Below are 25,335 nucleotides of genomic sequence, written 5' to 3'. Positions count from 1 at the left end.
TCATTTACTAGGTTGTACGTGTGTTTTAATCCATAGGATGCACCTATGGTTATGAGTATTGAACCCTTTCAGGGTTGGGGCATTTATCCCATCACTCAGACTTTGTATATGTGTCAATCCATAGGCTCGACGCCTATGGTTAGGTGTGTTAAACCCTTTCAGGGTTGGGCATTTATCCCATCACTCAGACTTTGTATATGTGTCAATCCATAGGATGCACCTATGGTTATGAGTATTGAACCCTTTCAGGGTTGGGGTTATCTCCGTAGGCTGCGCCTTGGTTATCTCCATAGGATATACCTATGGTTATCAGTATTGAACCCTTTCAGGGTTATGATTGCGATAACAAATAATCCTTAAAGTTTTGATAGCTGTTATCCATCACAATTTGATGTTTTGCTTTATGATATAGCTCTGCTACTTGTGCAGGTACTTCATAAGGAATGTGCAATTCCTCAAAAACATCAGGGAATTTGCAAGGATGTGCCGTAGCCAAAACTACATAAGCATGCTTATCTAATTGGTTTTTTGCCTTGGCCTCTTTTACTGCTAAATAACCAGTAGCCGTATGTGGGCACATGATATATTGCTTTTCCTGATAAACTTCTTTGATTGCCACTTTGATAGCATCATCATCAAATGCTACAGCATCAAATGCTGCTTCTAGTTTAGTTTTATCCTTATCAAACATATCTAGTATCCTTACAAAATTACTAGGATTACCAACATCCATAGCGTTAGCTAAGGTTTGTACGGAAGGTTTTGCCGTATAAACGCCAGTTTTTAAATACTGAGGAACAATATCATTACTATTTGTAGCTGCTATAAATTGTTTTATAGGCACACCCATTTTAGAAGCTAACATACCAGCCGCTATATTACCGAAGTTACCACTTGGCGTAACAAAAGTAATATGCTCAAACTGTTGCTTTAAGCGGGCATAAGTATTGGCATAGTAAAACATTTGAGGTATTAACCTGCTGATATTGATAGAATTTGCAGAGGTAAGATTAAACTTAGCATTTAACTCTTCATCATGAAAAGCTTGCTTTACCATAGCTTGGCAATCATCAAAAGTACCATCAATTTCTACGGCTTCTATATTATTACCATTGGTAGTTAATTGCAATTCTTGTATTAAACTTACCTTACCTTTTGGGTAAAGAATGGTAACTTTTATACCCGGTACATTTAAAAAACCTAAGGCTACTGCACCTCCTGTATCGCCAGAGGTAGCTACTAAAATCCTGATTTCTTTTTCCTCTTCCTTTAAGAAATGCGCCATGATACGGCTCATGAAACGCCCTCCAAAATCTTTAAAGGCTAAAGACGGACCATGGAATAACTCTAGAATAAAAACATCATCAGCTAAAGGATGTAAAGGAGCCTCAAAATTTGCAGCATCATCTACAATAGCTTTTAAAGCTTCGGCAGAAATATCATCTTTTAATAAAGCATAGGCTAAATCGAAAGCAATTTCTGGTAAAGATTTCTTATCCCAACCAGCAATGATATTTTCATCTAAAACTGGGATAGTGGTAGGCATATATAAACCATTATCTGCCGGAAGGCTATTGAAAACTGCTGTCTTAAAATCAACCGATAAATGATGGTTTTTGGTACTGTATAGTTTCATTTCTTTAGATGGTTGGATGGTTAGTTGATTGGATGATTAGTTGATTCCTAACAAACTAATACCTAACAAACTACTATAGTATAACTGGTCCGTTTTTATTAATTTCTGATAAATATATGTTACTGGCGATACCTTTGTCTAAAAGCACTTGTTGTAAGGTTAATAATACCCTTTGTGCGTCATCCGGCGAACGGAATAAAGAAAAAACAGTTGGTCCCGAACCCGAGATACCAAAACCTAAAGCACCGTGGTGCATGGCTATTTCCTTCATTTTATAAAACTCTGGTATCAACATAGAGCGTATGGGCTCTACAATAACATCTTTCATACAACGTCCAAGTAAATCGTAATCTCCCAGATATAAAGCACTTATTAGGCCAGCAATATTTCCCCATTGGGTAACTGCATCTTTTAACAATACTTTAGAACGTATAATTTGTCTGGCATCTCTAGTAGGTACATCAACATGCGGATACAATAAAGCGCAATATAAATTTGGCACTGGTAAAGCTATCACCTCTAAAGGCTCATAACTTTTAATGAGGGTAAAACCGCCAAATAAAGCAGGTGCAACATTATCGGCATGACCATGGCCACAAGCTAAAGCCTCGCCTTCCATAGCAAAAGGCAGTAATTCTTCTTTGCTTAAAGGCCTGTCTAATAATTCGTTAATAGCAAATATACCCGCTACAGAACTAGCTGCACTAGAACCTAAGCCACTACCTAAAGGCATTTTTTTCTTTAGTTTTAGCTTAACGCCGATGTCTTCACGACCAAGTTGTTTTAATATGCTTTTAACACCTGCAGCTACTGTGTTACGGTCGGCATCGAGAGGTAATTTACCACCATCGCCTTCTATAGAGCTTATGACTACGCCAGGTTTATCGCATAGATCCATGATGAGTTCATCGCCCGGTTCATTAACAGCGAAGCCCAAAATATCAAAACCACACACCACATTAGCAACAGTAGCTGGGGCATATACTTTTATTGATTTACTGCTCATTACTGGTTAGCTCCTACTTTAACTAAATCGGCAAATACACCAGCAGCGGTAACCGCAGCACCAGCACCAGGCCCTTTTACTACCATTTGTGTTTCACAATACCTCTCGGTGGTGAAAGCTATAATGTTATCGCTACCAGATAAAGCGTAGAAAGGATGATCCATACCTACTGCTTGCAGGCTAATGCTTGCTTTACCGTTTTCTAATTTTCCAATGTAACGAAGTACTTTACCTTGTTTTTCAGCATCTTTTTTAAGCTGTTCAAAATAATCGTTAGAAACTTTTAGCTCTTGATAAAAAGCTTCAACAGTTGGTGCTTTAGCGCAATTTTCTGGTAAAATAGCTCCTAAATCTACATCAGCAGCTTCCATTGCTAAACCACTATTTCTGGCTAAGATTAATATTTTACGCATAAAATCAATCCCACCTAAATCATCACGAGGATCTGGCTCTGTATAACCTTTTTCTTGTGCTTGCTTAACTACATCGTGGAAAGTAACATCACCTTTAAAATTATTAAAAATGAAAGAGATGGTACCAGAAAGAATAGCTTCTATCTTGGTGATTTTATCGCCACTGATGATTAAATCATGTAATGTGGTGATGATAGGTAAACCAGCACCTACGTTGGTTTCGTACAAGAAATCTACTCCGTATTTCTGAGCAGTACTTCTTAAATCTGCAAACTGCTTATAATCGCCAGAGTTAGCAATTTTATTGCAAGTAACCACGGAAATATTCGACTTGAAAATATCTTTATATAAAGTACTTGGAATTGGGCTTGCAGTATTATCTACAAATACGCAGTTTGGTAGGTTTAAGCTCTTCATCTCACTCACAAATTTATTTAAATCTGCAGGCTCGGTTGATTCATCTAAGCTTTGTTGCCAATTAGCTAAATCTATACCAGCTGGCTCTATCAACATTTTTTTAGTGTTGGTTAAACCGATGATTTTGATATTGATGAGATTATTTTCTACTAAATAAGCATGATGAGCATTTATCTGCGAAAGCAATTCTTTACTGATATTACCCACACCAACAATAAATACGTTTAAGTTCTTTTGCAATTGTGCAAAAAACGCATCGTGTACGGTATTTAAAGCTTTTGTCAAATCGGAATTATAAATAATTACCGAGATATTGTATTCTGATGAACCTTGCGCTATAGCAACCACATTAACACCATTTCTACCTAAAGCATGGAAAAGTTTTCCGGCAATACCCGGTGTTTTCTTCATATTTTCGCCTACGATGGCTAAAATAGAAAGATCATGTTCTATGGTGATAGGCTCTAATTTTCCGGCTTGTAATTCTAACTCAAACTCTTGCTGAATTAAAGCTTGTGCTTTTTTAGCATCCTCAGGGTTAACCGCAAAAGTGATAGAGTGCTCTGATGATGATTGTGTAATTAAAACTACGTTTACCTGCTCTCTAGACAGTAAAGAGAATAACCTGCCGCTAAAACCCGCTTTACCAACCATGCCACTACCTTGCAAATTGATAATGCTGATATGGTCTACAGAAGAAATCCCTCTGATAACGGTTGATGATGGCTTGATATCATGTTTGATAAAAGTTCCTGGGAAACTAGCATCAAAAGTATTTTTAATAACAATTGGAATTTTCTTTAAGAAAGCCGGAATCATGGTTGGCGGATAAATCACCTTTGCCCCAAAGAAAGAAAGCTCCATAGCCTCGGTATAAGAAAGTTCTTCTAAAGAAAATGCTTTTTTTACCCTTCTTGGATCGGCAGTCATCATGCCATTAACATCTGTCCAGATTTCTATTTGCGATACATTTAAAGCCGCACCAATGATGGCAGAAGTATAATCACTACCACCACGACCAAGAGTTGTTACCCTGTTTTGGTCATCGCTAGCTATAAAACCTGTAGCCACAATTAAACTATCTTTATGATGTTCAAAGTAGTTCTTGATCAAGAAATTACTTTGTTCAAAATCTACACGGGCATTACCAAAAGTACTATCAGTTTTAATAATTTCTGTGGTGTTTAGGTAATCAGCACCTTCATGTATGGTTTTTAAGATTCTAGAAATCATAAAAGCCGAGCATTGCTCGCCATAGCTTAAAATAGCATCACGAGTTTTTGGACTTAGCTCTTGTAAGGCCGTAACACCTTGCATTAAATCTTCCAGCTCTTGAAAAAATAATTTTAATTTGGTTAAAACCTGATTTTGTTGTTGCACAGGAATTAACGCTTTTACCACTTCAAAGTGTCTTTTTTCTATATCAGCCAAAGCTTCAGAAAAATCAATTCCTTTTATAGCGTTCTCTGCCGTCGTGATTAATTGGTTGGTAACACCTCCCATAGCAGAAACAACAATGACCATTTGTTCTTGCTTATCAAGGTTAGTTTTAACCACGTCTATTAACGCTTTTAAAGCATCTACAGACCCAACAGAAGTTCCTCCGAATTTTAAAATTTTCATTTTCTTTCTACAGCTAAAAATCTTTTACTGACACGCAGCTTTGGATTTGATATTAAAATTTAAAAAAAAGCGCCTTCCGTTTTGTCGGAAGGCGCTTTGTATGTTTTATATAAGCCTATAATTACCTTCCTCTATGCGCAGAGCGTCATGGTGTAAGTAATTGTAGTTGCATAGTTATTATTCACGTTTTTAAATTATGTGCCAAATCTAAGCTTTCATTTTTTAAATACAAACATTTTTCACAGAAAATAGGAAATTCATTTAGCCTATAATTATCTTTACAACGGTATGCAGGGATTAGTTATTAAATCAACAGGAAGCTGGTACACTGTTTTAGGTGAAAATCAGCACAAATATGAATGCAGGATAAAAGGCAAACTCAGGATGAAAGGTCTGGTAAGCACCAATCCTGTTGCTGTTGGAGATTTTGTTGATTTTGAGCTAGAACCCGAGCAAGAAACTGCTGTCATCAATAGAATTCATGACCGTAAGAACTATATCATCAGAAAATCTATCAACCTATCTAAACAAGTACAAGTTATTGCTGCTAATTTAGACCAGGCTTGTTTGGTGGTAACTTTGGCTTCTCCAAGAACTTCTTTAGGCTTTATAGACCGTTTTTTGGTTACTGCTGAAGCTTATGGAATTCCTGCTATTTTAATCTTTAATAAGCTAGATTTATTTAGCGATGAAGGCCTAGAAATCCTAGCCAATTATATGGATTTGTATGAAGGTATAGGCTATAAATGTTATGCGGTATCTGCCATAGAAGGCACCCATGTGAATACCATTAAAGAATTGCTGAAAGATAAGACTAGTTTATTTTCTGGACATTCTGGCGTTGGAAAATCAAGCTTAATCAATCAGATCATACCGGGTATTGCTTTAAGAACTGGCGAAATTTCTGATTGGAGCGATATGGGAAAACACACCACCACCTTTGCAGAAATGTTTGAATTGCCTTTCGGCGGAAAATTAATTGATACCCCAGGCATTAGAGAATTAGGCATTGCCGATATAGAACCAGAGGAACTTGCTCATTTCTTTCCAGAGATGCGAAGCCGTATGCATGGCTGCAAATTTCATAACTGCGTACACATTAACGAACCCGGTTGCGCCATTTTAAAAGCCTTAGACGAAGGAAATATTGAACCCACAAGATATGATAGCTATTTAAGTATTTATCATAAAAACGATACGAGGGCATAGAGCCTCATCCTAAATCCTTCTCCGAAGGAGAAGGACTTCCATTAATAATCAGCCGTTTAAAAAGTCTAACAAACTAGAAACCTAACAAACTAACCAACTAATTACTAAGCACCTAACCTAAAATATGAGAGCCGTTATCCAAAGAGTAAGTCAAGCATCATGCACCGTAAACGGAGAAATTACAGGTAAAATAAACACCGGATTTTTGGTTTTATTGGGTGTTGAGGAGGCTGATACTTTAGAAGATTTAACTTGGCTGGCGCAAAAAATTGTGAACATGCGCATTTTTAATGATGAAAATGGCTTAATGAATAAATCTTTAGCTGATGTTGATGGCCGTATTTTATTGATATCTCAGTTTACACTCTTCGCACAAACAAAAAAGGGAAATCGCCCCTCATTTATCAGAGCTGCCAAACCTGCCCAGGCTATTCCGCTTTATGAAAAAATGATTGCAGAGCTAGCTCAATTAAGCAATACCAAAATAGAAACCGGCATTTTTGGTGCCGATATGAAAATAGAACTCTTAAATGATGGCCCCGTTACCATCATGATGGATACCAAGGATAAAGACAGGCATTAATTTTAGGTTTGGTTTTTGAATAAGGATAATGAATAACTGCCTAGTAGCAGTTTTCTACCTTATTAAAAACCCTATGATTACAACCGAAGAAGAGAAAAAAGAAGCTCAAGAATTCTATAAAGAAGCCTTACAATTACTAAAAGAGTGCGGTGTAGATTTTATGCTAGGAGGTGCCTTTTCCCTCTTTGCACATACTGATATTTACCGCGATACTAAAGATTTAGATATCTTTTGTAAACCATCAGACTATAGCAAAATACTACAATTTTTTGCCGATAAAGGTTATAAAACCCAATTAACAGACATCCGCTGGTTGGCCAAAGTTTTTAAAGGAGATTATTTCATCGATATTATTTTTGATACTGTAAATAACATTTGTACGGTTGATGATAGCTGGTTTGAACACGCTACCCCTGGTACTTTTGCTGGTGAAGAAGTGAAGTTTTTATCTCCCGAGGAACTTATTTGGTGTAAAATATATGTCCAAAATCGTGAACGTTTTGATGGGGCAGATATCAACCATGTTATTCTTAAAAAAGGTAAAGAATTAGACTGGGAAAGGTTACTTTCCCGATTAGACCAACATAACCACTGGCATTTATTATTGGCTCAAATCATTATGTTTCAGTTTGTTTACCCGTCTGATTTTCATGAAATCATCCCCCAATGGTTGTTTGATGAATTGATAAAAAGAGCCAATAACCAATACCAATTGCCCGCTACGGTAGTGAAAGTTTGTAGAGGCCCCGTTATAGACCAAACCCAATACAGCGTAGATATTAAAGATTGGAACTATAAAGTATCTACCATCATGACTACCTAAATTTCTCATACCATGACAGATACAACAAAAAATACTAGAATAGCTGCCGTTGCCGATATCCATGTAAAAGAATCTGACAAAGGAAAATGGACTGCCTATTTTAAAGAAATATCAGAAAAAGCGGATGTTTTGGTTATCTGTGGCGATTTAACCGATACTGGCGACGAGTCTGAAGCAGCCGTTTTAGCCGAAGAATTAAAAGCATGCAGCATCCCCGTAGTGATGGTTTTAGGCAATCACGATTACGAGAAAGGCAGAGAGAAAATGATTCGTCAGCTTTTGTTAAAAGACCATGTTCATGTTTTAGATGGAGAAGCTATCGTTATCCATAACATTGGCTTTGCAGGCATCAAAGGCTTTGGTGGCGGTTTTGATAAGCACATGCTATCTATGTTTGGCGAAAAAGGCATGAAAGATTTTGTACAAGAAGCCGTAAATGAAGCCTTACAATTAGAAAGAGCCTTAGCAAGATTAGAATCAGACCATCAAGATATTAAAAAAGTGGCTTTGTTACATTATTCGCCCATCGTTGAAACCGTAAAAGGCGAAGCTGAAGCTATTTTTCCGTTTTTAGGTTCATCCAGATTGGCAGAACCCCTCAGCAGAAGAAATGTTGATGTTGCTTTTCATGGCCATGCCCACATTGGTACTTTAAAAGGCAAAACACAAGACGGTATAGAGGTTTTTAATGTTGCCAAACCTCTGCTTTTACGCGATGGTTATGATTGCCCCTATTTTTTATATGAAATAACAGCATAGCCCTTATTTATTGCTAAAGATTCCTGATTTTAGCATCATGGAAATTAAAGAAGCACAACAACTGGTAGACAATTGGATTAAAACTACTGGTGTAAGGTATTTTAATGAGCTTACCAATACGGCTATTTTAATGGAAGAAGTGGGTGAGGTTGCCCGTATCATGTCTCGTAAATATGGCGAGCAGTCTTTTAAAGAATCTGATAAAAAAGTTGATTTAGGCGATGAAATGGCCGATGTACTTTTTGTTTTGATTTGCCTAGCCAACCAAACTGGTATTGATTTAACTGCTGCACTAGAGAAAAATTTGGAGAAGAAAAGTATTAGAGATGCAGACAGACATCGTAACAACGAGAAATTAAAATAATGCAAGAACTCATTTACAAAACCATTGCTTTTGTAAAGCAAGAACTACAAAATGCCGAGGCCGGGCATGATTGGTTTCATATAGAACGTGTTTGGAAAACTGCTAAATACATCGCAGCAGAGGAAAAAGTGAATTTACTGGTGGTAGAGTTTGCCGCTTTGCTACATGATATTGCTGATGCTAAATTTCATGATGGCGATGAAGAAATAGGACCAAGAAAAGCGGGCGATTTTTTAAAAACTTTAGCTGTTGATGATGAAACTATTATCCACGTACAGCAAATTATCAAAAACATGTCTTTTAAAGCTAGCTTAGGCGATGTTACTTTTACTTCAGCAGAAATGTTGGTGGTACAAGATGCTGATAGGCTAGATGCCATTGGTGCTATTGGAATTGCCAGAGCTTTTACTTACGGCGGTTATAAAAACAGAGAACTTTACAACCCTGAGATTAAACCCGAGCCTAACCAAAGTAAAGAGGCTTATAAAAAATCTACCGCTCCAACCATCAACCATTTTTATGAAAAACTACTCTTATTGAAAGATAAGATGAACACCGCAACAGGCAAAAAATTGGCAGCCCAAAGACATGATTTTATGGTTCAATATTTGACTCAGTTCTATGCAGAATGGAACGGAGAAAAATAAACCATGGAAAACACTTTTTTATATTTCGCTTACGGTAGTAATCTTAATAAAGCATTAATGGAATTTAGGGTTAATGACCCTGTAACAGTTGTTGGGTCAGCCGTTTTATATGGTTATGGTTTATGCTTTCATCAGCTTAACGCCGATGGTAGTGCCAGAGCCAATTTGGTAGTTTCTGAAAGTGAAAATGTACATGGTGTTTTGTATCAAGTACATGCCAAACATTTTGAATTATTACAACAAACAGAACCTCAATACCAATTACAAGAATTTGAGCTTGAAAGCGATACAGGCATACATCAAGCTTATGCTTTTATTTGTGTAGATGAAGCAGAAGAGCTATCACCAGAAGAAGAATATCTAAATACCTTATTAGAAGGTGCTACACAACACCAATTGCCAGAAAATTATATTTCCTACATCAAACACAAAGCTAATTTTAAGGCAGAAGACTAGGTTTTTAGAGCCATAGCCAGCCAAAATACAGCAACATCATTAAACCGCTAATAAGCGTCATACCCATTGCGTTTTTAAAAGATGCAGCTTCAACTCGGTTTAAACACTGTTTAAACCACCATAAAAAATAGCCTAATATTGGGGAGCAGCAAAGGGCAAAAACCCAAAAATTATGGAGTTCATTTTGCCTGTTCCAATAATCAAACATCAGGGCAAAACCCAAAAAAAATACAAAGCCTGAAAATAAAAAAGAGCCTTTTACACCTAGTAAAAGACTTAAAGTTTTATCACCACGCCTGTTATCTTCTTCGTGTTGGTACACTTGCGTTAGCGGATAAGAAGCCCCAATTAAGCAGGAAGAAATCAATCCGGCTTGGATGACATCGGCATTAAGCCCCAAATCATATTGGCCTATGGCTTGGTAGCAACTGTAGTAAATAAAAAATCCTTGAAAAATAAAAACCACCAAAAAACTTAAAATAGGATATTTTTTGATGCGGATACGAGGATGACTGTAAGCTTTAGAAAAAGAATTATAAATGGCAACTGCCAAAGCAAACTCAAAACTCACTAAAAAAGCCATCAATAAACCTGTCCACTCTAATACATAAGCCGTTACCAATAAAGATTTTTGCACTTTTGGCGGTTCTTTTATAAGCGCAATACTGCCTTCATCCTTATCAAAATAGCTATTGTAAGCGTTACTTGCCGGATACACAAATAAATGCCAAACTATAAAAACTACTATGGCATTGTAAATGTTAGGATTAGGTACTTCGCTATAAGCAAACAAATAAACAGGAAGCAACAACAAAGAAAAGGGAAGGCGTAGGTGTAATAAGGTAGACTTCATTTCTTTGTTATGTTTAGCATGAAGGTAAAAATATTTAATTTTTTTGAATGAGCAGTGTTATATCGGCAATTGGTACCAGTAATCCATCAAATCAGTTTGCGCAAAGTCGCATACTGGAATTTATGAAAGAAGCGCATCAGTTGGATAGCAATCAAGCTCGTAGATTAGAAAAATTATATCAAGTATCTGGAATAGATTACAGGCACTCGGTACTGCAAGATTTTGGTAAGCAAAAAGGCAATTATAGCTTTTTTGGTAATGATGATGGCCTTAACCCTTTCCCTACAACCGCCAGCAGAGGTTTTATATACGAGCAAAATGCTTTACAAATTGCTTTAAAAGCGGTTGAAAATTGTTTGAAACAGCTCGACTTTAATCCTCAAAATATCACACATTTAATTACGGTAAGTTGTACAGGAATGTATGCCCCAGGTTTAGATATAGAATTGGTAGAAAAACTAGGCTTAAAGCCCGATACCGAACGTACTTGTATAAATTTTATGGGTTGTTATGGTGCTTTTAATGCGCTTAAAGTGGCCGATTATATTTGCAGAGCGCAGCCTACAGCTAAAGTTTTAATTGTTGATGTAGAGCTTTGCACCCTCCATTTCCAAAAGGAAAATACTTTAGATAACTGGTTGGCAAATTCTTTATTTGCCGATGGAGCAGCGGCTGTTTTGGTACAACATGAAGCACAAACTGATGATAAACTTTTCCATATCAATTCTTTTTACAGCGAGCTGATTAGCAAGGCAAGAAATGAAATGGCCTGGCGAATTGGCGATTTTGGCTACGAAATGCAGCTTACCAGCCAAGTTGCTAAACAAATAAGAAGTGGCATTAAAGACATTGCCCAAAAATTATTGAAAAAAGCCCAATTAGCTTTTGATGATATTGGGCAATATGCCATCCACCCCGGTGGCAGAAGAATTTTAGAAGTTTGCGATGATGCTTTTCAACTCCATTCCCACCAAAATGAGCATGCTTATGAGGTATTACGTAATTTTGGTAACATGTCGTCTGCAACGGTACTTTTTGTATTAGCAGCACTCAGTAAAAAGCTCAAAACCAAACAACAGGAAGAAAAAATATTGAGCTTTGCTTTTGGTCCTGGTTTAACTTTTGAAAGCATGGTACTTACATATGCCTAGTTTTAACCATAGAAGTACAGCGTTAGAAATCATGGATGATTTCTCGTTAGACCAACAAGCCATCCATCCTGTATTGAAAGAGTTGGAAGTTATTAACCAATTGCTAGGCGGTTTTCAGGTATTTTACAATGCTTTTAAGAAATTACCAATCCGTAATAAAGATATCATTTGCGATTGGGGTTGTGGCGGTGGCGATAGCCTAAAAGTTTTAAAAAAGTACTTCCATAAAAGAAAAATATACCCCCACTTTATCGGGATTGATGCCACCCCCAGTGCCATTAGTTTTGCCAAGGCACATCATGAAACAGCAGATATTCACTTTAGGTTGGCAGATGTTTTGGAAGAGCCTTTTTTAAGCGAAGAGTTTGATTATGTCATCAGCAGCTTGTTTACCCATCATTTTAACAATGATGAATGGAAACAGCTGGTAGCAAGAATGTTGTATACCTCTAAAAAAGCTGTGATTATTAATGATTTGCACCGCCATTGGTTTGCTTATTATTCCATTGGCTGGCTTACCCAGCTATTTTCTAAATCGCCCATGGTAAAACACGATAGCAAACTATCAGTCTTGAGAAGTTTTACCAGAAAAGAGTTGCAAACATTATTAGCGCAAATGGGTATTAAGAAGTATAGTATTAAATGGATGTGGGCCTTTCGCTGGCAAATCATCATTTATAAATGAGCAAAAAACCAAAAATATTTATTGCCGGAGGGGGTTTAGCAGGCCTTACCAACGCCATTTTATTAAGCAAAGCAGGTTTTGAAGTTTGCCTTGCCGAGCGTAAATTTTACCCTTTCCATAGGGTATGTGGCGAGTATGTAAGCAATGAAGCTTTACCTTTTTTAAAAAGTTTGGGGTTAAACCCCGAGGATTTGCAGGCGAGTAAACTAGAAAAGTTAATTATTGCTGCGCCCTCAGGAAAAACCATTCTTGCCCCTTTAGACTTGGGCGGATTTGGCATCAGCCGATATACGCTAGATGAGCAGCTTTACCTCATCGCTAAACAACAAGGTGTGGAATTTCTTTTGGGCGAAAAAATTACGGATATCCAATATCATGATGAACAGTTTAATATCTTGCTAGCTGGTAAAACCTATCAGGCAGATTTGGTGATTGGTGCTTTTGGCAAACGCTCTAACTTAGATAAGCAACTCCAACGTTCCTCCTTTTATAAGCGCAGCCCTTATATGGGTGTTAAATATCACGTAAAGTTAGATTTCCCTAAAGATACCATCCGCTTAGATAATTTTGAAGGTGGTTATTGTGGCCTAAACAGCATCGGTACAGATAGCTATTGCTTGTGTTACCTATCAGAAAATAAGCATTTAAAAAAATATGGTTCTATAGCCGCTGTAGAAGAGCAAGTGTTAAGCAAAAACCCTTTTTTAAAAGAAGTATTTCGCCATGCCGAGTTTATTTGGGATAAGCCAGAAACCATTAATGAAATTGCTTTTGAGCGCAAAACATTGATAGAAAACCATATCTTGATGTGTGGCGATACTGCCGGTATGATTGCTCCACTTTGCGGAAACGGCATGGCTATAGCCATACACTCGGCAAAAATTTTAAGCTCTTGCATTATTGATATTTGCCCTGATGGCATTAACCCAACTAAAAGAGCCCAACTAGAAAAAGCTTACAGCCAAACATGGCAGCAAGAATTTGCACAAAGATTATTTATAGGCAGAACCATACAAAAACTATTTGGTCAGAATGTATTATCAGAAATGGCTATTGGTGGTCTTAACCATTTTCCTAAAGTTTTTTCTTTTTTGATAAGTAAGACGCATGGGGAAAGGTTTTAAAGTAGAAAGTACAGCGTAGAAAGTAAAAAGATCTTAAAGAGCGGATATTGAATAGTAGAAAGTACAGAGTCTAAAGTATGAAGACTCTAAAAAGCGATATTTAGGGACTTCCAATAATATTAAATCAAATTTTTCCGAAGAACGAAGATGGCCTATGAAGATTTGGAAGTGTAGGTAAATAAATCTTTTGTATAAACTTTCATGAAGCAGTATCGGGAAACAATCCGACGGGTGTTGTAGATGCCTACGCAAAGCAAAACCATTCACACCACTCAGGATTGTGGATAAAGATTTATTTAGGCGAAACGACAAATATTCATCAGCCTTGCCTGCCTGCCGGTAGGCAGGATTTATTCATTTTTTATTTATGGTTTTTCTTAGGCATTCATGAACTCGTTCCTCGTTTTTTGTTTACTTTTTTATCAAGAAAAAAGTAAATAGGGTTGGCCGCCTATGAGGCAGGAAAGACTTGTGTGATACGGTCAATTAGTCAAGCTATTTTTAAAAATAATATTCATCCGCCTCTATCGCCGGCGGGGCTCGTTCCTTTTGAGGGACCAAAAGGAACCAAAATGAAGCTTTAGCGAATTCATGAATACCTTTAAAAATCAATAAAAAATAATGAATAAAGTCCTGAACAATCCCCGCTGGAGCCTTTGCCGCACAAAGCTCTCCCACACTCAAAAACAGTGAGTGCTTATTTTTGCTCGGATGTGGTTTTTCAATGTTAGTATAAACTCGAACGCAAAACCGCATTCGCTATAGGCTTGGTTGTGCAAGATTTTTTAATTTCTGCTGCTGTTTTTTCGTCTTCCCAGCTCTGGGGGATTGCTCATGCACTTCGGTTTAGGCTGTTTTCTTATGAATGGTTGTTCCTTTCTATCGGTAGAAAGTACAGAGTATAAAGACTCCAAAGAGCAAATATTTAGGTGCTACCTCTAAAAACCAAACAATACTTTTCCGAAGAACGAAAGATGGCCTATGAATATTTGGAAGTGTAGGCAAATAAATCTTTTGCAAAAACTTTCATGAAGCAGTATCGGGAAACAATCCGACGGGTGTTGTAGAAGCTATCATTTAGCAAAACCATTCACACCACTCAGGATTGTGGATGAAGATTTATTTAGGCGAAACGACAAATATTCATCAGCCTTGCCTGCCTGCCGGTAGGTAGGAATTTTTGTTTACTTTTTTATCAAGAAAAAAGTAAATAGGGCAGGCCGCCTATGAGGCCGGAAAGCCTTGTGCGCAATAGCCAATTAGTTAACAATCCCCATAAAACAATAAATATCCGCCTCAAGAGCCGGCAGGGCCCATTCATCACTTAGCTTACAAATCTTTTATCCAACAAAACTAACTTACTAATGAAAAGCCTCCATTTTGTAATCAAGATCATTTATCCTACAGTATACAAATATGTATCTTGCATCATCATTTAAAAAAATAAGATTTAGCTTACACTCATAAAAATACGCTTAACAATATGAAAATTGCCGTTTTTAGCACCTACCATTACGATGAAGAATTTTTAAACAGATACAATACCGGTCATGAGCTTACTTTTTTCACCCTAGCGCTTCATGCAGATACCGCCCCTTTGGCTAATGGTTTTGATGCCATTTGTATTTTTGTAAATGATAAAGTAGATAAAGCGGTATTAGAAATATTAAAAGCTGCAGGCATTAAATTAATTGTTTTAAGATGTGCTGGCTTTAATAATGTGGCTGTAGCCGATGCAAAAGCCATGGGCATAACCGTAGTAAGAGTGCCTGCATATTCACCAGAAGCCGTTGCAGAGCATGCTATGGCATTGATTTTAACTTTAAACCGCAAAACACATAAAGCTTATAACCGCATACGCGAGGGTAATTTTTCTTTAGAAAGATTAATGGGTTTTAACCTACACAACCGTAAAGTAGCAGTTATTGGCACAGGTAATATTGGTAAAGCTTTTTGTAAAATATTAAGTGGTTTTGGCTGTAAAATAAGTGCTTATGATTTGTACCCGCAAGACGAAGTTAAAGCCATGGGCGTACAATACGGCACTTTAGAAGAAACCTTATGCGATGCTGATATTGTATCTCTACATTGCCCTTTAACGCCAGAAACGCAATACTTAATCAACCAAAAAACATTAAAACTATTTAAGCATGGCGCCATGCTGATTAATACCAGTAGAGGCGCTTTGGTACATACCAAAGATGCTATAAAAGCCTTAAAAAGCGGCCAATTAGGGGCTTTAGGTTTAGATGTTTATGAACAAGAAGGAGATTTATTTTTCCATGATTTATCAGAAGGAATTATACAAGATGAATTGATTACCCGCTTAATTTCTTTTCCTAATGTTTTAATCACCTCACATCAAGGATTTTTTACGCAAGAAGCTATAGGCGAAATAGCAAGAGTTTCTTTTGCTAATATTGATGCATTTTGCAATGGCGAAGAACTAAAAAACAAGGTGGATTAACGGTAACGGATTGCCCTATTTTCTTCTACCCTAAAAGCTACCATCTTTTCTATTAAAGCATAAGGAATAGGCTTGTTTAAAGGAAACTGTACTGAGCCTTTTCCTTGTTTGTAAGCAGCCAACTCTACAGAAAAAGCAGTATGCCCACTAGGTGTTGCATAAAAACCGATATGTTTTTTAAAAGCCGCAAAGTAAACCAATGGCTTTTTATGAAGCTTATAAGCTGGCATACCATAGCTGATGCCTTCTACCGAATCAGGCGCAATCCTTTTAATGATGACCCTTATTTGCTTAAGTAGATTTTGCACTTCTTCAGGGAAATGGGCTATATATGCCTCAACAGATTCGAAATTTTCCATCTGTTAAACGTTTAAAATAAAGTAGGATTTTCCGTTGCCATTACAGGAATATGAAGCTTTATACCTATAGCTTTATTTAATTTTTCTATAAAATAAGCAGACAATAAAGGCGATGCCAGCTCTACATTTTGGTGAACAAAGAAATACAGTTTCTGTAAACCAGCCGCTTTCCAATCAACAATGCGTTTTACCCATTCGTCTAATCTGCTATAATCAGATTCATGATTAGCACCTACATAACGAATAAAAGCAATAGGTGTGCTTAATTTCATGTGCATCATGTCTCTTCTGCCTGCTGTATCTACCAAAACATTGGTGATATGATGCTTTTTTAACAATTGGTAAAGTTCATCGGCAATAGCCTTATTGGTAAACCATTCCTCATTTCTAACCTCTATAGCCAGTGGAATTACCTTTGGAAAATCTTCAACAAAAGTTTTAAGTCGGTCAAAATCTTTAGGCTTAAAATTATCATGCAGTTGCAAAAAAGCCATCCCTAATTTTTCTTCAAAATGGCTAATGGCATCGCAAAATAAAGTAACAGGTTCTTTAACATCTATTAACCTGCGGTAATGACTCACCGAGTTGGTTATTTTAGGGAAAAACTTAAAATCATCGGGTGTTTTATCTCTCCAACTGCTTACTTGTGCGCTACTTGGCAAATTGTAAAAAGTAGCATTTAGCTCAATACTATTAAACTGCGTGGCGTAGTAAGTTAGCTCGTCTTTTGTACCTCTTGGATAAAATCCTTTTAAATCGGCTTTATTCCATTTTGCGCATCCTACATAGGCTTCAAAAGTACTTTTTGAAGTGTTTTTTAGTAAGTCTTTAGTTTCAGGAGCATCAGCCGGAAGGCTGAAATTTATGATTGATGGATCTTCTACTTTTCCAAATTGCATGATGTTCTCTATTAAAATTACGTGATTTAAGCCTTAGGTAAGGTAAAACTAAACTCAGAACCTTCGCCTTTTTTACTCTTTACACTTATGGTGCCTTTATTTGCTAAAACGTACTCTTTACACAAGATGAGGCCTAAGCTATTTCCTTTTTCATTACCTGTGCCTGCTAAGCTGATGTTTTCAAAATTAAAAATTCGACTTTGCTTATCTGCAGACATGCCAATGCCTGTATCTTTAACTGTAATTCTGATATATTGGCTTTCATCTTCTGCAAAAACCTTGATGCTGCCTCCCGTATTGGTAAATTTTACGGCATTACTTAATAAATTTCTGATGATTAAATCAAAGTGGGCTTTATCTGCCAAAACAGCTACATGAGGTAGTATTTCATTACTGAAACTGATATTCTTATCCTCAATAAGTACGCTTAAAAACTCCTTATTAAGTTCAACTTCCTGAGCTAGGGCTATGGGTTGCGGATTTATTCTTAAACCTTTAATTTGTGTTTCGCCCCATTTCACTAAATCGTTTAGGGTGTCTAAATAAGTGGTGCTATTTTGGGTAATTTTATCAATCAACTCATTTTTCTCTCGCTCGTCTAAATAACCATCTTTAACCATGCTTAAAAGGTTGATAATAGCTGCAAATGGTCCTCTTAAATCATGGGCCAGAACAGAGAATAATTTATCTTTTACCGAGTTAGATTCTTTTAATTCTTGATTGGCTTTAGACAAAAGCTGATTAAATTTCCTGTTTCTGCGGTTGTTAAAAACCATAAAAACAAGAATAATCATAACAAATACTGCAACACTTAAGATAATGGTGCTACGCAAATTTTGTTGGGTATTGCTGTATTGCAGTTCTTTCACCCGGGCTTGAGATTTAGCCAGCTCATACTGGGCTTGTAAATCGCTAATGCGACTATCGATATCTTTATACAAAAAGCTATCTGCTAAGTTTTTTTCTTCTTCTTTTAAGGTTAAAGCTTCTTTGTAATTGCCCTCTTTGCGGTAAAGAATTACCATTTGGTTTAGAATTTCTACCTGTCTTTTATAGGCATTATTTTTTCTGGTGAGGTTTAAGGCATCTTTGTAATAAGCCAGAGCCTTTTTACTATCGGTATCTTTATAATTCTCTGCTAAACCTAATAAAACCTCTATTTCTCTTAAGAAATTTTGTATTTCTTTAGCCTTTTTAAGCGCTTCTTTTTGAAGCGCTATAGCTTGCTGTTTTTTTCCTGTACGAGCATAAACACTAGCTAAATTATTGGTTAGCGTAATATTTAGGCCTTGGTATTTAATATTACTGCTTAAAGCGATGCCTTTTTTAAGGTAATACTCGGCTAAATCATATTTTTTAATATCTCTATAGATAACCCCAAAATTATTGTAAATGTTAAGGTTAAGATTTGAAAAAGGGATGGTATCACTAATAAATTCTGCTTTTTTTAAATATTTTAAAGCTATCGGGTAGTTCTTTTGCCCCAGAAAACCCTCTGCTACGGTAAGGTTAGCTTCCATAATGCCATAAGCATAATTATTTTTCTCGCTAATAGCCAATGCTTTTAGGAAATAAGCTATAGCTTTATCATGATTACCTTTTCTATTTTCCACTACGCCTAGGCGTATATTCACAGCGGAAATACCCTTTACATAACCTGTTTTTTGGTAAATTTTTAGGGCTTGTAAGTACTTTTCTCTAGATTCTTGGTAGTTCCCTTTGTTGTCATAAATCATCCCCCATTGATTCAGCATCACGGCCTTCCCGTTAGCATCATTTAACTTAGTGGCTAGTTCTAAGCCTTGGTTCATGAAATAAAGGGCAGAGTCTGGTTTAAAATACCTATACCTGCTTACCAGAGAATCATAAACTTTAAGTTGGGGATTTAGCCGATACGCCTTTTGAAAAGCAGCGCCAAAAATAGGCAACAGTAAAAACACTAAAAGCGCTATACTTCTTAATAGTTGTTTTATTTTAGGCCCCCTTAAAATCATTAAACAGATATTAACCAAATATAAAAATCTATATGAATGAAATAGGGTTTTTATGAAAATTAATAAAAGAGTGATTCTAACTTAACAATAGCATTAAGATAAATACCACAAAAAAACAGCGTCACTTTCTAGGGAGACGCTGCCTTTAATATCGTTAAAACACTTAGCTCAAATTACTCTTTGATACCTAATTTTTCTGCATAGCGTTTGTACAATTGCTTTTGAACATTGTCTAAATTTATATCACGACCTTGGATATAAGCTTTGCTGATATTGTTTGTTCGCATGTCTAAAGCATCGCCTTCAGAAATTATGATATTGGCATCTTTACCTATCTCTAAAGTACCTGTTTGTTTATCTATACCTAAAATTTTAGCTGTATTGGATGTAATTAAAGCCAAAGCTTCTTCTTTACTTAAACCATAAGCCGCTGCTGTACCTGCCATAAAAGGTAAATTACGTTGCTGCCAATAACCTTCAATACTCATGGCTATTAATATCCCTGCTTTATGTAAAAGTGCTGCATTTTTGTATGGAAGGTAAACATCGTCATCATCATTTGCTGGTAAAGCATGACTCTCGTTAACAATAACAGGAATTTGATGCTCCTTTAAAAATCCTGCAACTTGTATAGCCTCATCAGCGCCAAGCAAAACAGGTTTTATACCAAACCCTTCGAAAAATTTAACGGCTATAATGATATCTTTTTGTGCTGATACATTTACAAAAGCTTTTTTAGTACCTGTAAATAAGCCTTTCATTGCATCAAAACGAGCATTAAAAACTTTAGGTTTACTAAGCTCGGCGTAAGCCTTAGCTTCTTCAAAATAGTTTTGTAACTCGGCCATTTGCCTTTGGTAACGCTCTTTTTGCTGTTCTTCGCTAACTGCCGCCCCTGCTCTTCTGCTGGTTCTTATTCTTGATGTTGGCCAATTAAAATGGATAGCCATATCGGTTTTATAAGCTGCATCTTCCCAATTCCAAGCATCTAACTGCACTATAGAGGATGTTCCTGAAACCAAACCACCTTCTGGCGCTGGCTGAGAAAGTAAAACACCATTAGAACGTACCGTAGGGATAATTCTAGAATCGGTATTATAAGCAATAATAGACCTTACATGCGGATTGATAAAGCCTACTTCTTGTATATCTCTGGTAGCTCTTACAGATTCTACCTCGGTTAAACCCAAACCATTAGCCGGGGCAATAAAACCTGGGTAAATATGTTTTCCTGAAACCTGAATAACGTTTGCATTTTGCGGTAATGCTGTTTTACCATCGCCAACAGCGGTAATTTTACCTTTATCAAAAACAATAATCCCATTTTCTATTACGGTACCGTTGCCAATATGCAGCGTAGCACCCACCAAAGCAATTGCCTGAGTTTGGGCTTTAGCCGGAGCTATATTGGGTTGCGCATAAGCTGTACATGCCGCAACCGTTAATATGATGAATTGATATATGATTTTTTTCATGATGTTTAGCTATTAATGTTCTTCGGTTTCAGCATGCTCACCTTCTAAAGTGTCACAATCATACAGACTTGGTTTTTCTAAAGACGGACGTTGTGTTTTTGCTCCTTTAGTTTTAGCATTAATCATTTTCTGGATTAAACGAGCCTGCTCTTCTTTAATTTCTTTTCGCTTCTGCTCATCTTTCTCATAATCCCAATAAACAATACCATCAACAAGCGTTTTTTCTGCCTTAGCATAAACAGATAAAGGATGTTCTGACCATAAAACCAAATCGGCATCTTTACCGGGCTTAAGGCTACCCACCCTATCATCAATATGCATCATGATAGCCGGATTTAGGGTTACAAATTTTAAAGCTTCCTCCTCGCTAACACCACCATATTTAACTGCTTTGGCAGCTTCTTGGTTTAAACGACGAGCCATTTCAGCATCATCAGAATTGAAAGCGGTTAATACTCCGGCTTCATGCATCAGCTTTCCGTTGTACGGAATAGCGTCTAACACTTCCATTTTATACGTCCACCAATCTGAAAAAGTAGAACCAGCAATACCTCTTTTGGCCATTTTATCAGCTACTTTATAGCCTTCTAAAATGTGGGTGAAAGTATTTACTTTAAAGTCCATGCTATCTGCAACTTTCATCAACATATTTATTTCTGATTGCACATAAGAATGGCAAGTAATATGTCTTTTGCCGTCTAAAATCTCAACTAAAGCTTCCAACTCTAAATCTTTACGGGGTTGGGTTAAACCCGATTTATTCTTAGCGCCGTTATAAGCCGCCATAGCAGCTTTATACTCTTTAGCTCTAGTAAAAGCATCTATAAAAACTTGTTCTACCCCCATACGGGTTTGCGGAAAACGGATGGTATTAAACTCGCCCCAATTGCTTTGCTTCACATTCTCGCCCAAAGCAAATTTGATGAAGCCCGGGTTATTACCAAATTTCAATCCCTCTGGTGTATTTCCCCATCTCAATTTTATCAATTGTGTTTGTCCACCAACAGGATTTGCAGAGCCATGCAATAAATGCGATGTTGTTACGCCACCGGCCAATTGTCTGTAAATATTAACATCCTCAGCATCTAGCACATCACCAATACGCACCTCAGAAGTAACAGCTTGGGTACCTTCGTTCACACCTCTGCTAATGGCAATATGCGAGTGTTCATCAATAATACCTGGTGTTATATGTTTGCCCTTAGCATCAATAATTTTAGCATTGTTGGTGCTTAAATTTTTACCAACGGCTTTAATCTTACCGTTTTCTACCCAAACATCAGCATCTTTTAAAATACCATCTTTTTCGTTTGTCCAAACGGTAGCATTTTTAAAAATAATGGCTTCTGTCTTGGGCAAATCTGGGTTACCGTAAGCCACTAATGGATAAACAACTTTACCTACTTGGCTAACACCTTTGGCTTCTTCTTTCTTTTCTTTTTCTATAAAAGGAGCTTTAAAAGTTGCCGACCAATTGGTGGTATTTCCGTTAGCCGCAACCGCTTCACCTTTAAAAGTTAAAGGTGATGCTTTATCTAAATAGCCTGATAATCTAAAATCACCTTTAGGATTCTTGGTTAAATCAAAAACCAGATTAACCAAATCTCCATTACGCACAAAATTTGCTTTTGTTTTTACGCTATCAGCTCCAGTTCTTACAATATTTACTTCATAAGCACCAATGCTTCCGCCAATTTTCATGTCTAGCTTGCCTAAGCCGGCTATCACTAAATCATAATCGCCACGTAAATCTTTCACATCCATTTGTGAAACTATAAACCTTTTGCCTTGCACCCAGTTTTCAAAAATGATGTTCTCTTTAGCAAATAATGGCGATGATGTAATTAAGAAATTAGCCTCTTTACCTACGTTTAAGGTACCAACCTTTTTATCTATCCCTAAAATGCTAGCGGGTATTTCTGTTAAAGATTTTAAAGCTTGTTTTTCTGATAAACCAAAATCAATGGCTAGGCGTAGGTTGGTCCAAAAATCTTTAGGGCTTTCTAAGCCGGCAGGACTAATAGCGAAAGTGATTCCGTTTTGCTCTAACACAGCTGGGTTGGTAGGTGCCAATTCCCAATGTTTCATTTGTGCAAAGGTTACAGAGCGAGCATCGGCAGGGTCTTCCACATCATAAGCTTTAGGGAAATTAATAGGAATGATAAATTTACCTGTGGTAGCTTTTATGTCTGCTATGCGTTGGTATTCATCGCCGCCCGACTTAAAAACGTATTGCTTACCAAATTCATCGCCTAGTTTATCGGCTCTTAAAACATCTTCCCAGTTTTCTACTTCAAAAACTTGAGGTAAACTTTGTTGCTTGTTAAACTCGTCTAAAGAGATATTAAACTCTTTACTTTGGCTTTTATACCAAGCCGCATCTATATAAGTTTGACGTAACAAAGCAATAGAACCCATTAAAGAACTCGGATAATCTGTTTTTGCGGTACCCTTGCTAAAAGAATAATTTGCAGCTGTTTTAGCCGATAGCATCACTAAGTTATTACTTTCATCGCCAAGGGTAACTGCCGCAGAAGTGCCACGGGCAATACCGTCTTTAATTAAGGTATTTATAGTACCAAAACCGTTTTTCTTCATTTCTTCGGCCTTTTTAGCCTCCAAATTAAAAATACTATGGGCATTCATTTCTGGCTTTATGGCTTCGTTCCAATGATAAGCACCTTGCTTGGTTGTGGTAAACACCGGTGCAGAACCTCTGCCGCTAAAACTCTGACGAGGGATTTCTGGCAAACCGTAAGAAGTATAAGCATCAATAAGCGAAGGGTAAATGTATTTCCCTTTCAAATCAATAATCACATAACCTTTCGGGATGTTTAGCGCTGTACCTACTTGTTCAATTTTACGGTCTTTAATGATTAAAGTGCCGTTTTTAAGGGTTTGCTCTGCACTTACCACAATATTGGCATTGGTAAAAGCAAACTGGCCACTACGTATATCGTATGATCCATTGACAGGAAATGTCTCCTGAGCTTGCACCATAGCAACGCAAAATAATGCCCCTATTAATAGTAATATTTTCTTCATACAAATGATTTAGTATCCTAATCTACTTATAATCATCCGCTAGTGATTGTAATTTTTTTGTGCTAGGAATTTTGAGGGGGAGGTATGATTTGGGGAGGGGGAATTTATTTGGGATTTTTTTTAAATGAGGTTGGAATTGAGTAGAAGATTGATGATTATTTCCGTTGGTAGTAGTTACTGATTTAAATTAGCTGAAAAGGTTTATTAAAGCTTAGCTTAATACTATTTATTTACGCTTCGGATCGTTTATCTTAACCGGGTCTTGGCGAGTATCAAATATATCGGTAATCAGAACTCCTTCTGCAACTCTTTTATAAATTACCTTATAGTTTCCGTTGACAATATACCTGTATCCTTCATTTAGTTACTTAAGAGAGATTTCCTCCTGACCGGAATCAGGATAATGCTTTAGTTGTTTGGTAGATTTAAATATCTCTGTTTTTATTTTATATGCGATACTTTTTCCTGCTACTTTAGTGTAGTATTTAGTGATGGCTTTAAGGTTTTCAATTGCAAAATTAGTCCAGATTATTTTCATCGAATTACCAGTTCTCAGATTCAATCTCTAGTTGTTCTTGCGTTTTAAAGTTTCCTGTAAGATAATCATCATTAGAATGTTTAATTCTACTTAATAATTCTTCTTGAGTAAACGGTTTTAATTTTTCATTACCAATCTTATCCTTAATAATTGTTTCAATCTTGTTGAACAACTTCTCATCCTTAAGTTCTATCAGGTATTGGATAATATTTAGTTTTCGTGTCTGTAGATCCATTTGCTGAATTTTTATATATAAAATTACAAAAATAATTTCAGCAAAATGAACATATTCAGTACCAACTCATCAAAGTTTTGTTTCAATTTTAGTTGTATAAACATAAGTCATATAGAGTAGTAGACACAGTTAAATTACCATGTTTTATGTTTATGAGTTGTCTTTATAGCGCTAAAAAGTGCTTCTATTAAGCTCCTGTGACGCCTTCCTTACCGGGGTAGAGCATAAATTGATTTTATTATTGGGTTAAGTCGGCTAATTTATAGTCTTAACCCCTAGTTCCTGTATTTTTGATACTATTGAATTTTCTGTTGCTACAATTTTTAAATAAAAAAACCAGTACTTTTCGGGTACTGGTTGTTGTAAATATTTTAAGGTTAAATTTACTCCTTTACTACCTTTTGAACATTCGTTCCCTTGCCCTCTAACTGAATCAAATAATTCCCAGCATCCAAAGATTTTAAATCAAATGTTAATTGGGTGTCTGCTATTGAAATGTTTCTCTTTTGTAGGATTTTACCTTGTAAGTCAATCAGTTTTGCAGTGGTATAAAAGTCTTTCTCAAAGTTCACCT

The 25,335-nt window shown here is 36.6% G+C and carries 23 protein-coding genes; 11 read left to right on the top strand and 12 right to left on the bottom strand.

What is annotated here, in order from left to right:
- Positions 1 to 331: 331 nt before the first annotated feature.
- The 3 genes from thrC to thrA form a co-directional block, all read right to left on the bottom strand.
- A complete protein-coding gene (gene thrC, locus FYC62_RS15130; protein WP_149075540.1) occupies positions 332 to 1,636 on the bottom strand; it encodes a threonine synthase in 1,305 nt (434 codons plus the stop codon).
- Positions 1,637 to 1,709: 73 nt separating this feature from the next.
- Positions 1,710 to 2,642: a homoserine kinase gene (locus FYC62_RS15125; protein ID WP_149075539.1), complete on the bottom strand. Its 933-nt coding sequence runs from the start codon at positions 2,640 to 2,642 to the stop codon at positions 1,710 to 1,712.
- Positions 2,642 to 5,095, bottom strand: coding sequence for a bifunctional aspartate kinase/homoserine dehydrogenase I (gene thrA / locus FYC62_RS15120; protein ID WP_149075538.1), 2,454 nt, complete (start codon positions 5,093 to 5,095; stop codon positions 2,642 to 2,644). Before thrA ends, FYC62_RS15125 begins: the two co-directional genes overlap by 1 nt.
- 288 nt (positions 5,096 to 5,383) lie before the next feature.
- On the opposite strand from thrA, the gene rsgA reads away from it, so the two are divergent.
- From rsgA to FYC62_RS15085, 7 genes are all read left to right on the top strand, one after another.
- A complete protein-coding gene (gene rsgA, locus FYC62_RS15115; RefSeq protein WP_149075537.1) occupies positions 5,384 to 6,304 on the top strand; it encodes a ribosome small subunit-dependent GTPase A in 921 nt (306 codons plus the stop codon).
- Positions 6,305 to 6,428: 124 nt separating this feature from the next.
- Entirely contained in the window at positions 6,429 to 6,887 is a 459-nt protein-coding gene (dtd, locus tag FYC62_RS15110) for a D-aminoacyl-tRNA deacylase (protein WP_149075536.1), read from the top strand.
- Between the two features lie 73 nt (positions 6,888 to 6,960).
- On the top strand, positions 6,961 to 7,710 hold the full coding sequence (locus tag FYC62_RS15105) for a nucleotidyltransferase (RefSeq protein ID WP_149075535.1): 750 nt from the start codon (positions 6,961 to 6,963) through the stop codon (positions 7,708 to 7,710).
- 12 nt (positions 7,711 to 7,722) lie between these two features.
- Positions 7,723 to 8,469: a metallophosphoesterase family protein gene (locus FYC62_RS15100; RefSeq protein ID WP_149075534.1), complete on the top strand. Its 747-nt coding sequence runs from the start codon at positions 7,723 to 7,725 to the stop codon at positions 8,467 to 8,469.
- A 37-nt stretch (positions 8,470 to 8,506) separates the two neighbouring features.
- Positions 8,507 to 8,833, top strand: coding sequence for a nucleotide pyrophosphohydrolase (locus FYC62_RS15095; RefSeq protein WP_026905198.1), 327 nt, complete (start codon positions 8,507 to 8,509; stop codon positions 8,831 to 8,833).
- Positions 8,833 to 9,480: an HD domain-containing protein gene (locus tag FYC62_RS15090; RefSeq protein WP_149075533.1), complete on the top strand. Its 648-nt coding sequence runs from the start codon at positions 8,833 to 8,835 to the stop codon at positions 9,478 to 9,480. Before FYC62_RS15095 ends, FYC62_RS15090 begins: the two co-directional genes overlap by 1 nt.
- Positions 9,481 to 9,483: 3 nt before the next feature.
- Positions 9,484 to 9,936, top strand: a complete 453-nt coding sequence (locus tag FYC62_RS15085; protein WP_149075532.1) for a gamma-glutamylcyclotransferase family protein — start codon at positions 9,484 to 9,486, stop codon at positions 9,934 to 9,936.
- A 4-nt stretch (positions 9,937 to 9,940) separates the two neighbouring features.
- On the opposite strand, the gene FYC62_RS15080 is transcribed toward FYC62_RS15085, so the two are convergent.
- A complete protein-coding gene (locus tag FYC62_RS15080) occupies positions 9,941 to 10,789 on the bottom strand; it encodes a UbiA family prenyltransferase (protein WP_149075531.1) in 849 nt (282 codons plus the stop codon).
- 47 nt (positions 10,790 to 10,836) lie between these two features.
- On the opposite strand from FYC62_RS15080, the gene FYC62_RS15075 reads away from it, so the two are divergent.
- The 3 genes from FYC62_RS15075 to FYC62_RS15065 are packed head-to-tail and all read left to right on the top strand — an operon-like array spanning position 10,837 to position 13,749.
- Positions 10,837 to 11,940, top strand: coding sequence for a type III polyketide synthase (locus FYC62_RS15075; protein WP_149075530.1), 1,104 nt, complete (start codon positions 10,837 to 10,839; stop codon positions 11,938 to 11,940).
- Entirely contained in the window at positions 11,933 to 12,625 is a 693-nt protein-coding gene (locus FYC62_RS15070) for a methyltransferase domain-containing protein (RefSeq protein WP_149075529.1), read from the top strand. The genes FYC62_RS15075 and FYC62_RS15070 overlap by 8 nt, the downstream gene beginning before the upstream one ends.
- Positions 12,622 to 13,749, top strand: coding sequence for an NAD(P)/FAD-dependent oxidoreductase (locus FYC62_RS15065; RefSeq protein WP_149075528.1), 1,128 nt, complete (start codon positions 12,622 to 12,624; stop codon positions 13,747 to 13,749). Before FYC62_RS15070 ends, FYC62_RS15065 begins: the two co-directional genes overlap by 4 nt.
- A 501-nt stretch (positions 13,750 to 14,250) precedes the next feature.
- Here FYC62_RS15065 and FYC62_RS17350 read toward each other — a convergent pair.
- Positions 14,251 to 14,433 carry a hypothetical protein gene (locus FYC62_RS17350; RefSeq protein ID WP_149075504.1) on the bottom strand — a complete coding sequence of 61 codons (183 nt, stop codon included), beginning with the start codon at positions 14,431 to 14,433 and terminating at the stop codon, positions 14,251 to 14,253.
- Positions 14,434 to 15,232: 799 nt separating this feature from the next.
- Between FYC62_RS17350 and FYC62_RS15055 the strand changes: the two genes are divergently transcribed.
- Positions 15,233 to 16,216, top strand: coding sequence for a 2-hydroxyacid dehydrogenase (locus FYC62_RS15055; RefSeq protein WP_149075527.1), 984 nt, complete (start codon positions 15,233 to 15,235; stop codon positions 16,214 to 16,216).
- On the opposite strand, the gene FYC62_RS15050 is transcribed toward FYC62_RS15055, so the two are convergent.
- From FYC62_RS15050 to FYC62_RS18205, 7 genes are all read right to left on the bottom strand, one after another.
- Positions 16,213 to 16,575: an iron chaperone gene (locus tag FYC62_RS15050; protein WP_149075526.1), complete on the bottom strand. Its 363-nt coding sequence runs from the start codon at positions 16,573 to 16,575 to the stop codon at positions 16,213 to 16,215. The genes FYC62_RS15055 and FYC62_RS15050 overlap by 4 nt on opposite strands.
- Before the next feature lie 11 nt (positions 16,576 to 16,586).
- Positions 16,587 to 17,474, bottom strand: coding sequence for a DUF72 domain-containing protein (locus FYC62_RS15045; RefSeq protein WP_149075525.1), 888 nt, complete (start codon positions 17,472 to 17,474; stop codon positions 16,587 to 16,589).
- A 26-nt stretch (positions 17,475 to 17,500) separates the two neighbouring features.
- The gene (locus tag FYC62_RS15040) at positions 17,501 to 19,468 is read right to left on the bottom strand and encodes an ATP-binding protein (protein ID WP_149075524.1); all 1,968 of its coding nucleotides are present in this window, start codon (positions 19,466 to 19,468) and stop codon (positions 17,501 to 17,503) included.
- A gap of 173 nt (positions 19,469 to 19,641) precedes the next feature.
- Positions 19,642 to 20,943 carry an amidohydrolase family protein gene (locus FYC62_RS15035; RefSeq protein ID WP_149075523.1) on the bottom strand — a complete coding sequence of 434 codons (1,302 nt, stop codon included), beginning with the start codon at positions 20,941 to 20,943 and terminating at the stop codon, positions 19,642 to 19,644.
- Positions 20,944 to 20,955: 12 nt separating this feature from the next.
- A complete protein-coding gene (locus tag FYC62_RS15030; protein ID WP_149075522.1) occupies positions 20,956 to 23,988 on the bottom strand; it encodes an amidohydrolase family protein in 3,033 nt (1,010 codons plus the stop codon).
- A gap of 542 nt (positions 23,989 to 24,530) precedes the next feature.
- Positions 24,531 to 24,761, bottom strand: a complete 231-nt coding sequence (locus FYC62_RS15020) for a hypothetical protein (protein WP_149075520.1) — start codon at positions 24,759 to 24,761, stop codon at positions 24,531 to 24,533.
- Positions 24,762 to 25,144: 383 nt separating this feature from the next.
- Entirely contained in the window at positions 25,145 to 25,333 is a 189-nt protein-coding gene (locus FYC62_RS18205; protein WP_149075519.1) for a T9SS type A sorting domain-containing protein, read from the bottom strand.
- Positions 25,334 to 25,335: the final 2 nt, after the last annotated feature.

Origin of the sequence: Pedobacter aquae, assembly GCF_008195825.1 — a bacterium.
Lineage (GTDB): Bacteria > Bacteroidota > Bacteroidia > Sphingobacteriales > Sphingobacteriaceae > Pseudopedobacter > Pseudopedobacter aquae.
Note: the sequence above shows the minus strand (reverse complement) of the source record. Positions and strands in the feature narration are given on the sequence as shown.

Excerpts from the sequence above, each read along its gene's own strand:
- thrC (WP_149075540.1), bottom strand. The coding sequence starts at position 1,636 with ATGAAACTATACAGTACCAAAAACCATCATTTATCGGTTGATTTTAAG.
- FYC62_RS15125 (WP_149075539.1), bottom strand. The coding sequence starts at position 2,642 with ATGAGCAGTAAATCAATAAAAGTATATGCCCCAGCTACTGTTGCTAAT.
- thrA (WP_149075538.1), bottom strand. The coding sequence starts at position 5,095 with ATGAAAATTTTAAAATTCGGAGGAACTTCTGTTGGGTCTGTAGATGCT.
- rsgA (WP_149075537.1), top strand. The coding sequence starts at position 5,384 with ATGCAGGGATTAGTTATTAAATCAACAGGAAGCTGGTACACTGTTTTA.
- dtd (WP_149075536.1), top strand. The coding sequence starts at position 6,429 with ATGAGAGCCGTTATCCAAAGAGTAAGTCAAGCATCATGCACCGTAAAC.
- FYC62_RS15105 (WP_149075535.1), top strand. The coding sequence starts at position 6,961 with ATGATTACAACCGAAGAAGAGAAAAAAGAAGCTCAAGAATTCTATAAA.
- FYC62_RS15100 (WP_149075534.1), top strand. The coding sequence starts at position 7,723 with ATGACAGATACAACAAAAAATACTAGAATAGCTGCCGTTGCCGATATC.
- FYC62_RS15095 (WP_026905198.1), top strand. The coding sequence starts at position 8,507 with ATGGAAATTAAAGAAGCACAACAACTGGTAGACAATTGGATTAAAACT.
- FYC62_RS15090 (WP_149075533.1), top strand. The coding sequence starts at position 8,833 with ATGCAAGAACTCATTTACAAAACCATTGCTTTTGTAAAGCAAGAACTA.
- FYC62_RS15085 (WP_149075532.1), top strand. The coding sequence starts at position 9,484 with ATGGAAAACACTTTTTTATATTTCGCTTACGGTAGTAATCTTAATAAA.
- FYC62_RS15080 (WP_149075531.1), bottom strand. The coding sequence starts at position 10,789 with ATGAAGTCTACCTTATTACACCTACGCCTTCCCTTTTCTTTGTTGTTG.
- FYC62_RS15075 (WP_149075530.1), top strand. The coding sequence starts at position 10,837 with ATGAGCAGTGTTATATCGGCAATTGGTACCAGTAATCCATCAAATCAG.
- FYC62_RS15070 (WP_149075529.1), top strand. The coding sequence starts at position 11,933 with ATGCCTAGTTTTAACCATAGAAGTACAGCGTTAGAAATCATGGATGAT.
- FYC62_RS15065 (WP_149075528.1), top strand. The coding sequence starts at position 12,622 with ATGAGCAAAAAACCAAAAATATTTATTGCCGGAGGGGGTTTAGCAGGC.
- FYC62_RS15055 (WP_149075527.1), top strand. The coding sequence starts at position 15,233 with ATGAAAATTGCCGTTTTTAGCACCTACCATTACGATGAAGAATTTTTA.
- FYC62_RS15050 (WP_149075526.1), bottom strand. The coding sequence starts at position 16,575 with ATGGAAAATTTCGAATCTGTTGAGGCATATATAGCCCATTTCCCTGAA.
- FYC62_RS15045 (WP_149075525.1), bottom strand. The coding sequence starts at position 17,474 with ATGCAATTTGGAAAAGTAGAAGATCCATCAATCATAAATTTCAGCCTT.
- FYC62_RS15040 (WP_149075524.1), bottom strand. The coding sequence starts at position 19,468 with ATGATTTTAAGGGGGCCTAAAATAAAACAACTATTAAGAAGTATAGCG.
- FYC62_RS15035 (WP_149075523.1), bottom strand. The coding sequence starts at position 20,943 with ATGAAAAAAATCATATATCAATTCATCATATTAACGGTTGCGGCATGT.
- FYC62_RS15030 (WP_149075522.1), bottom strand. The coding sequence starts at position 23,988 with ATGAAGAAAATATTACTATTAATAGGGGCATTATTTTGCGTTGCTATG.
- FYC62_RS15020 (WP_149075520.1), bottom strand. The coding sequence starts at position 24,761 with ATGGATCTACAGACACGAAAACTAAATATTATCCAATACCTGATAGAA.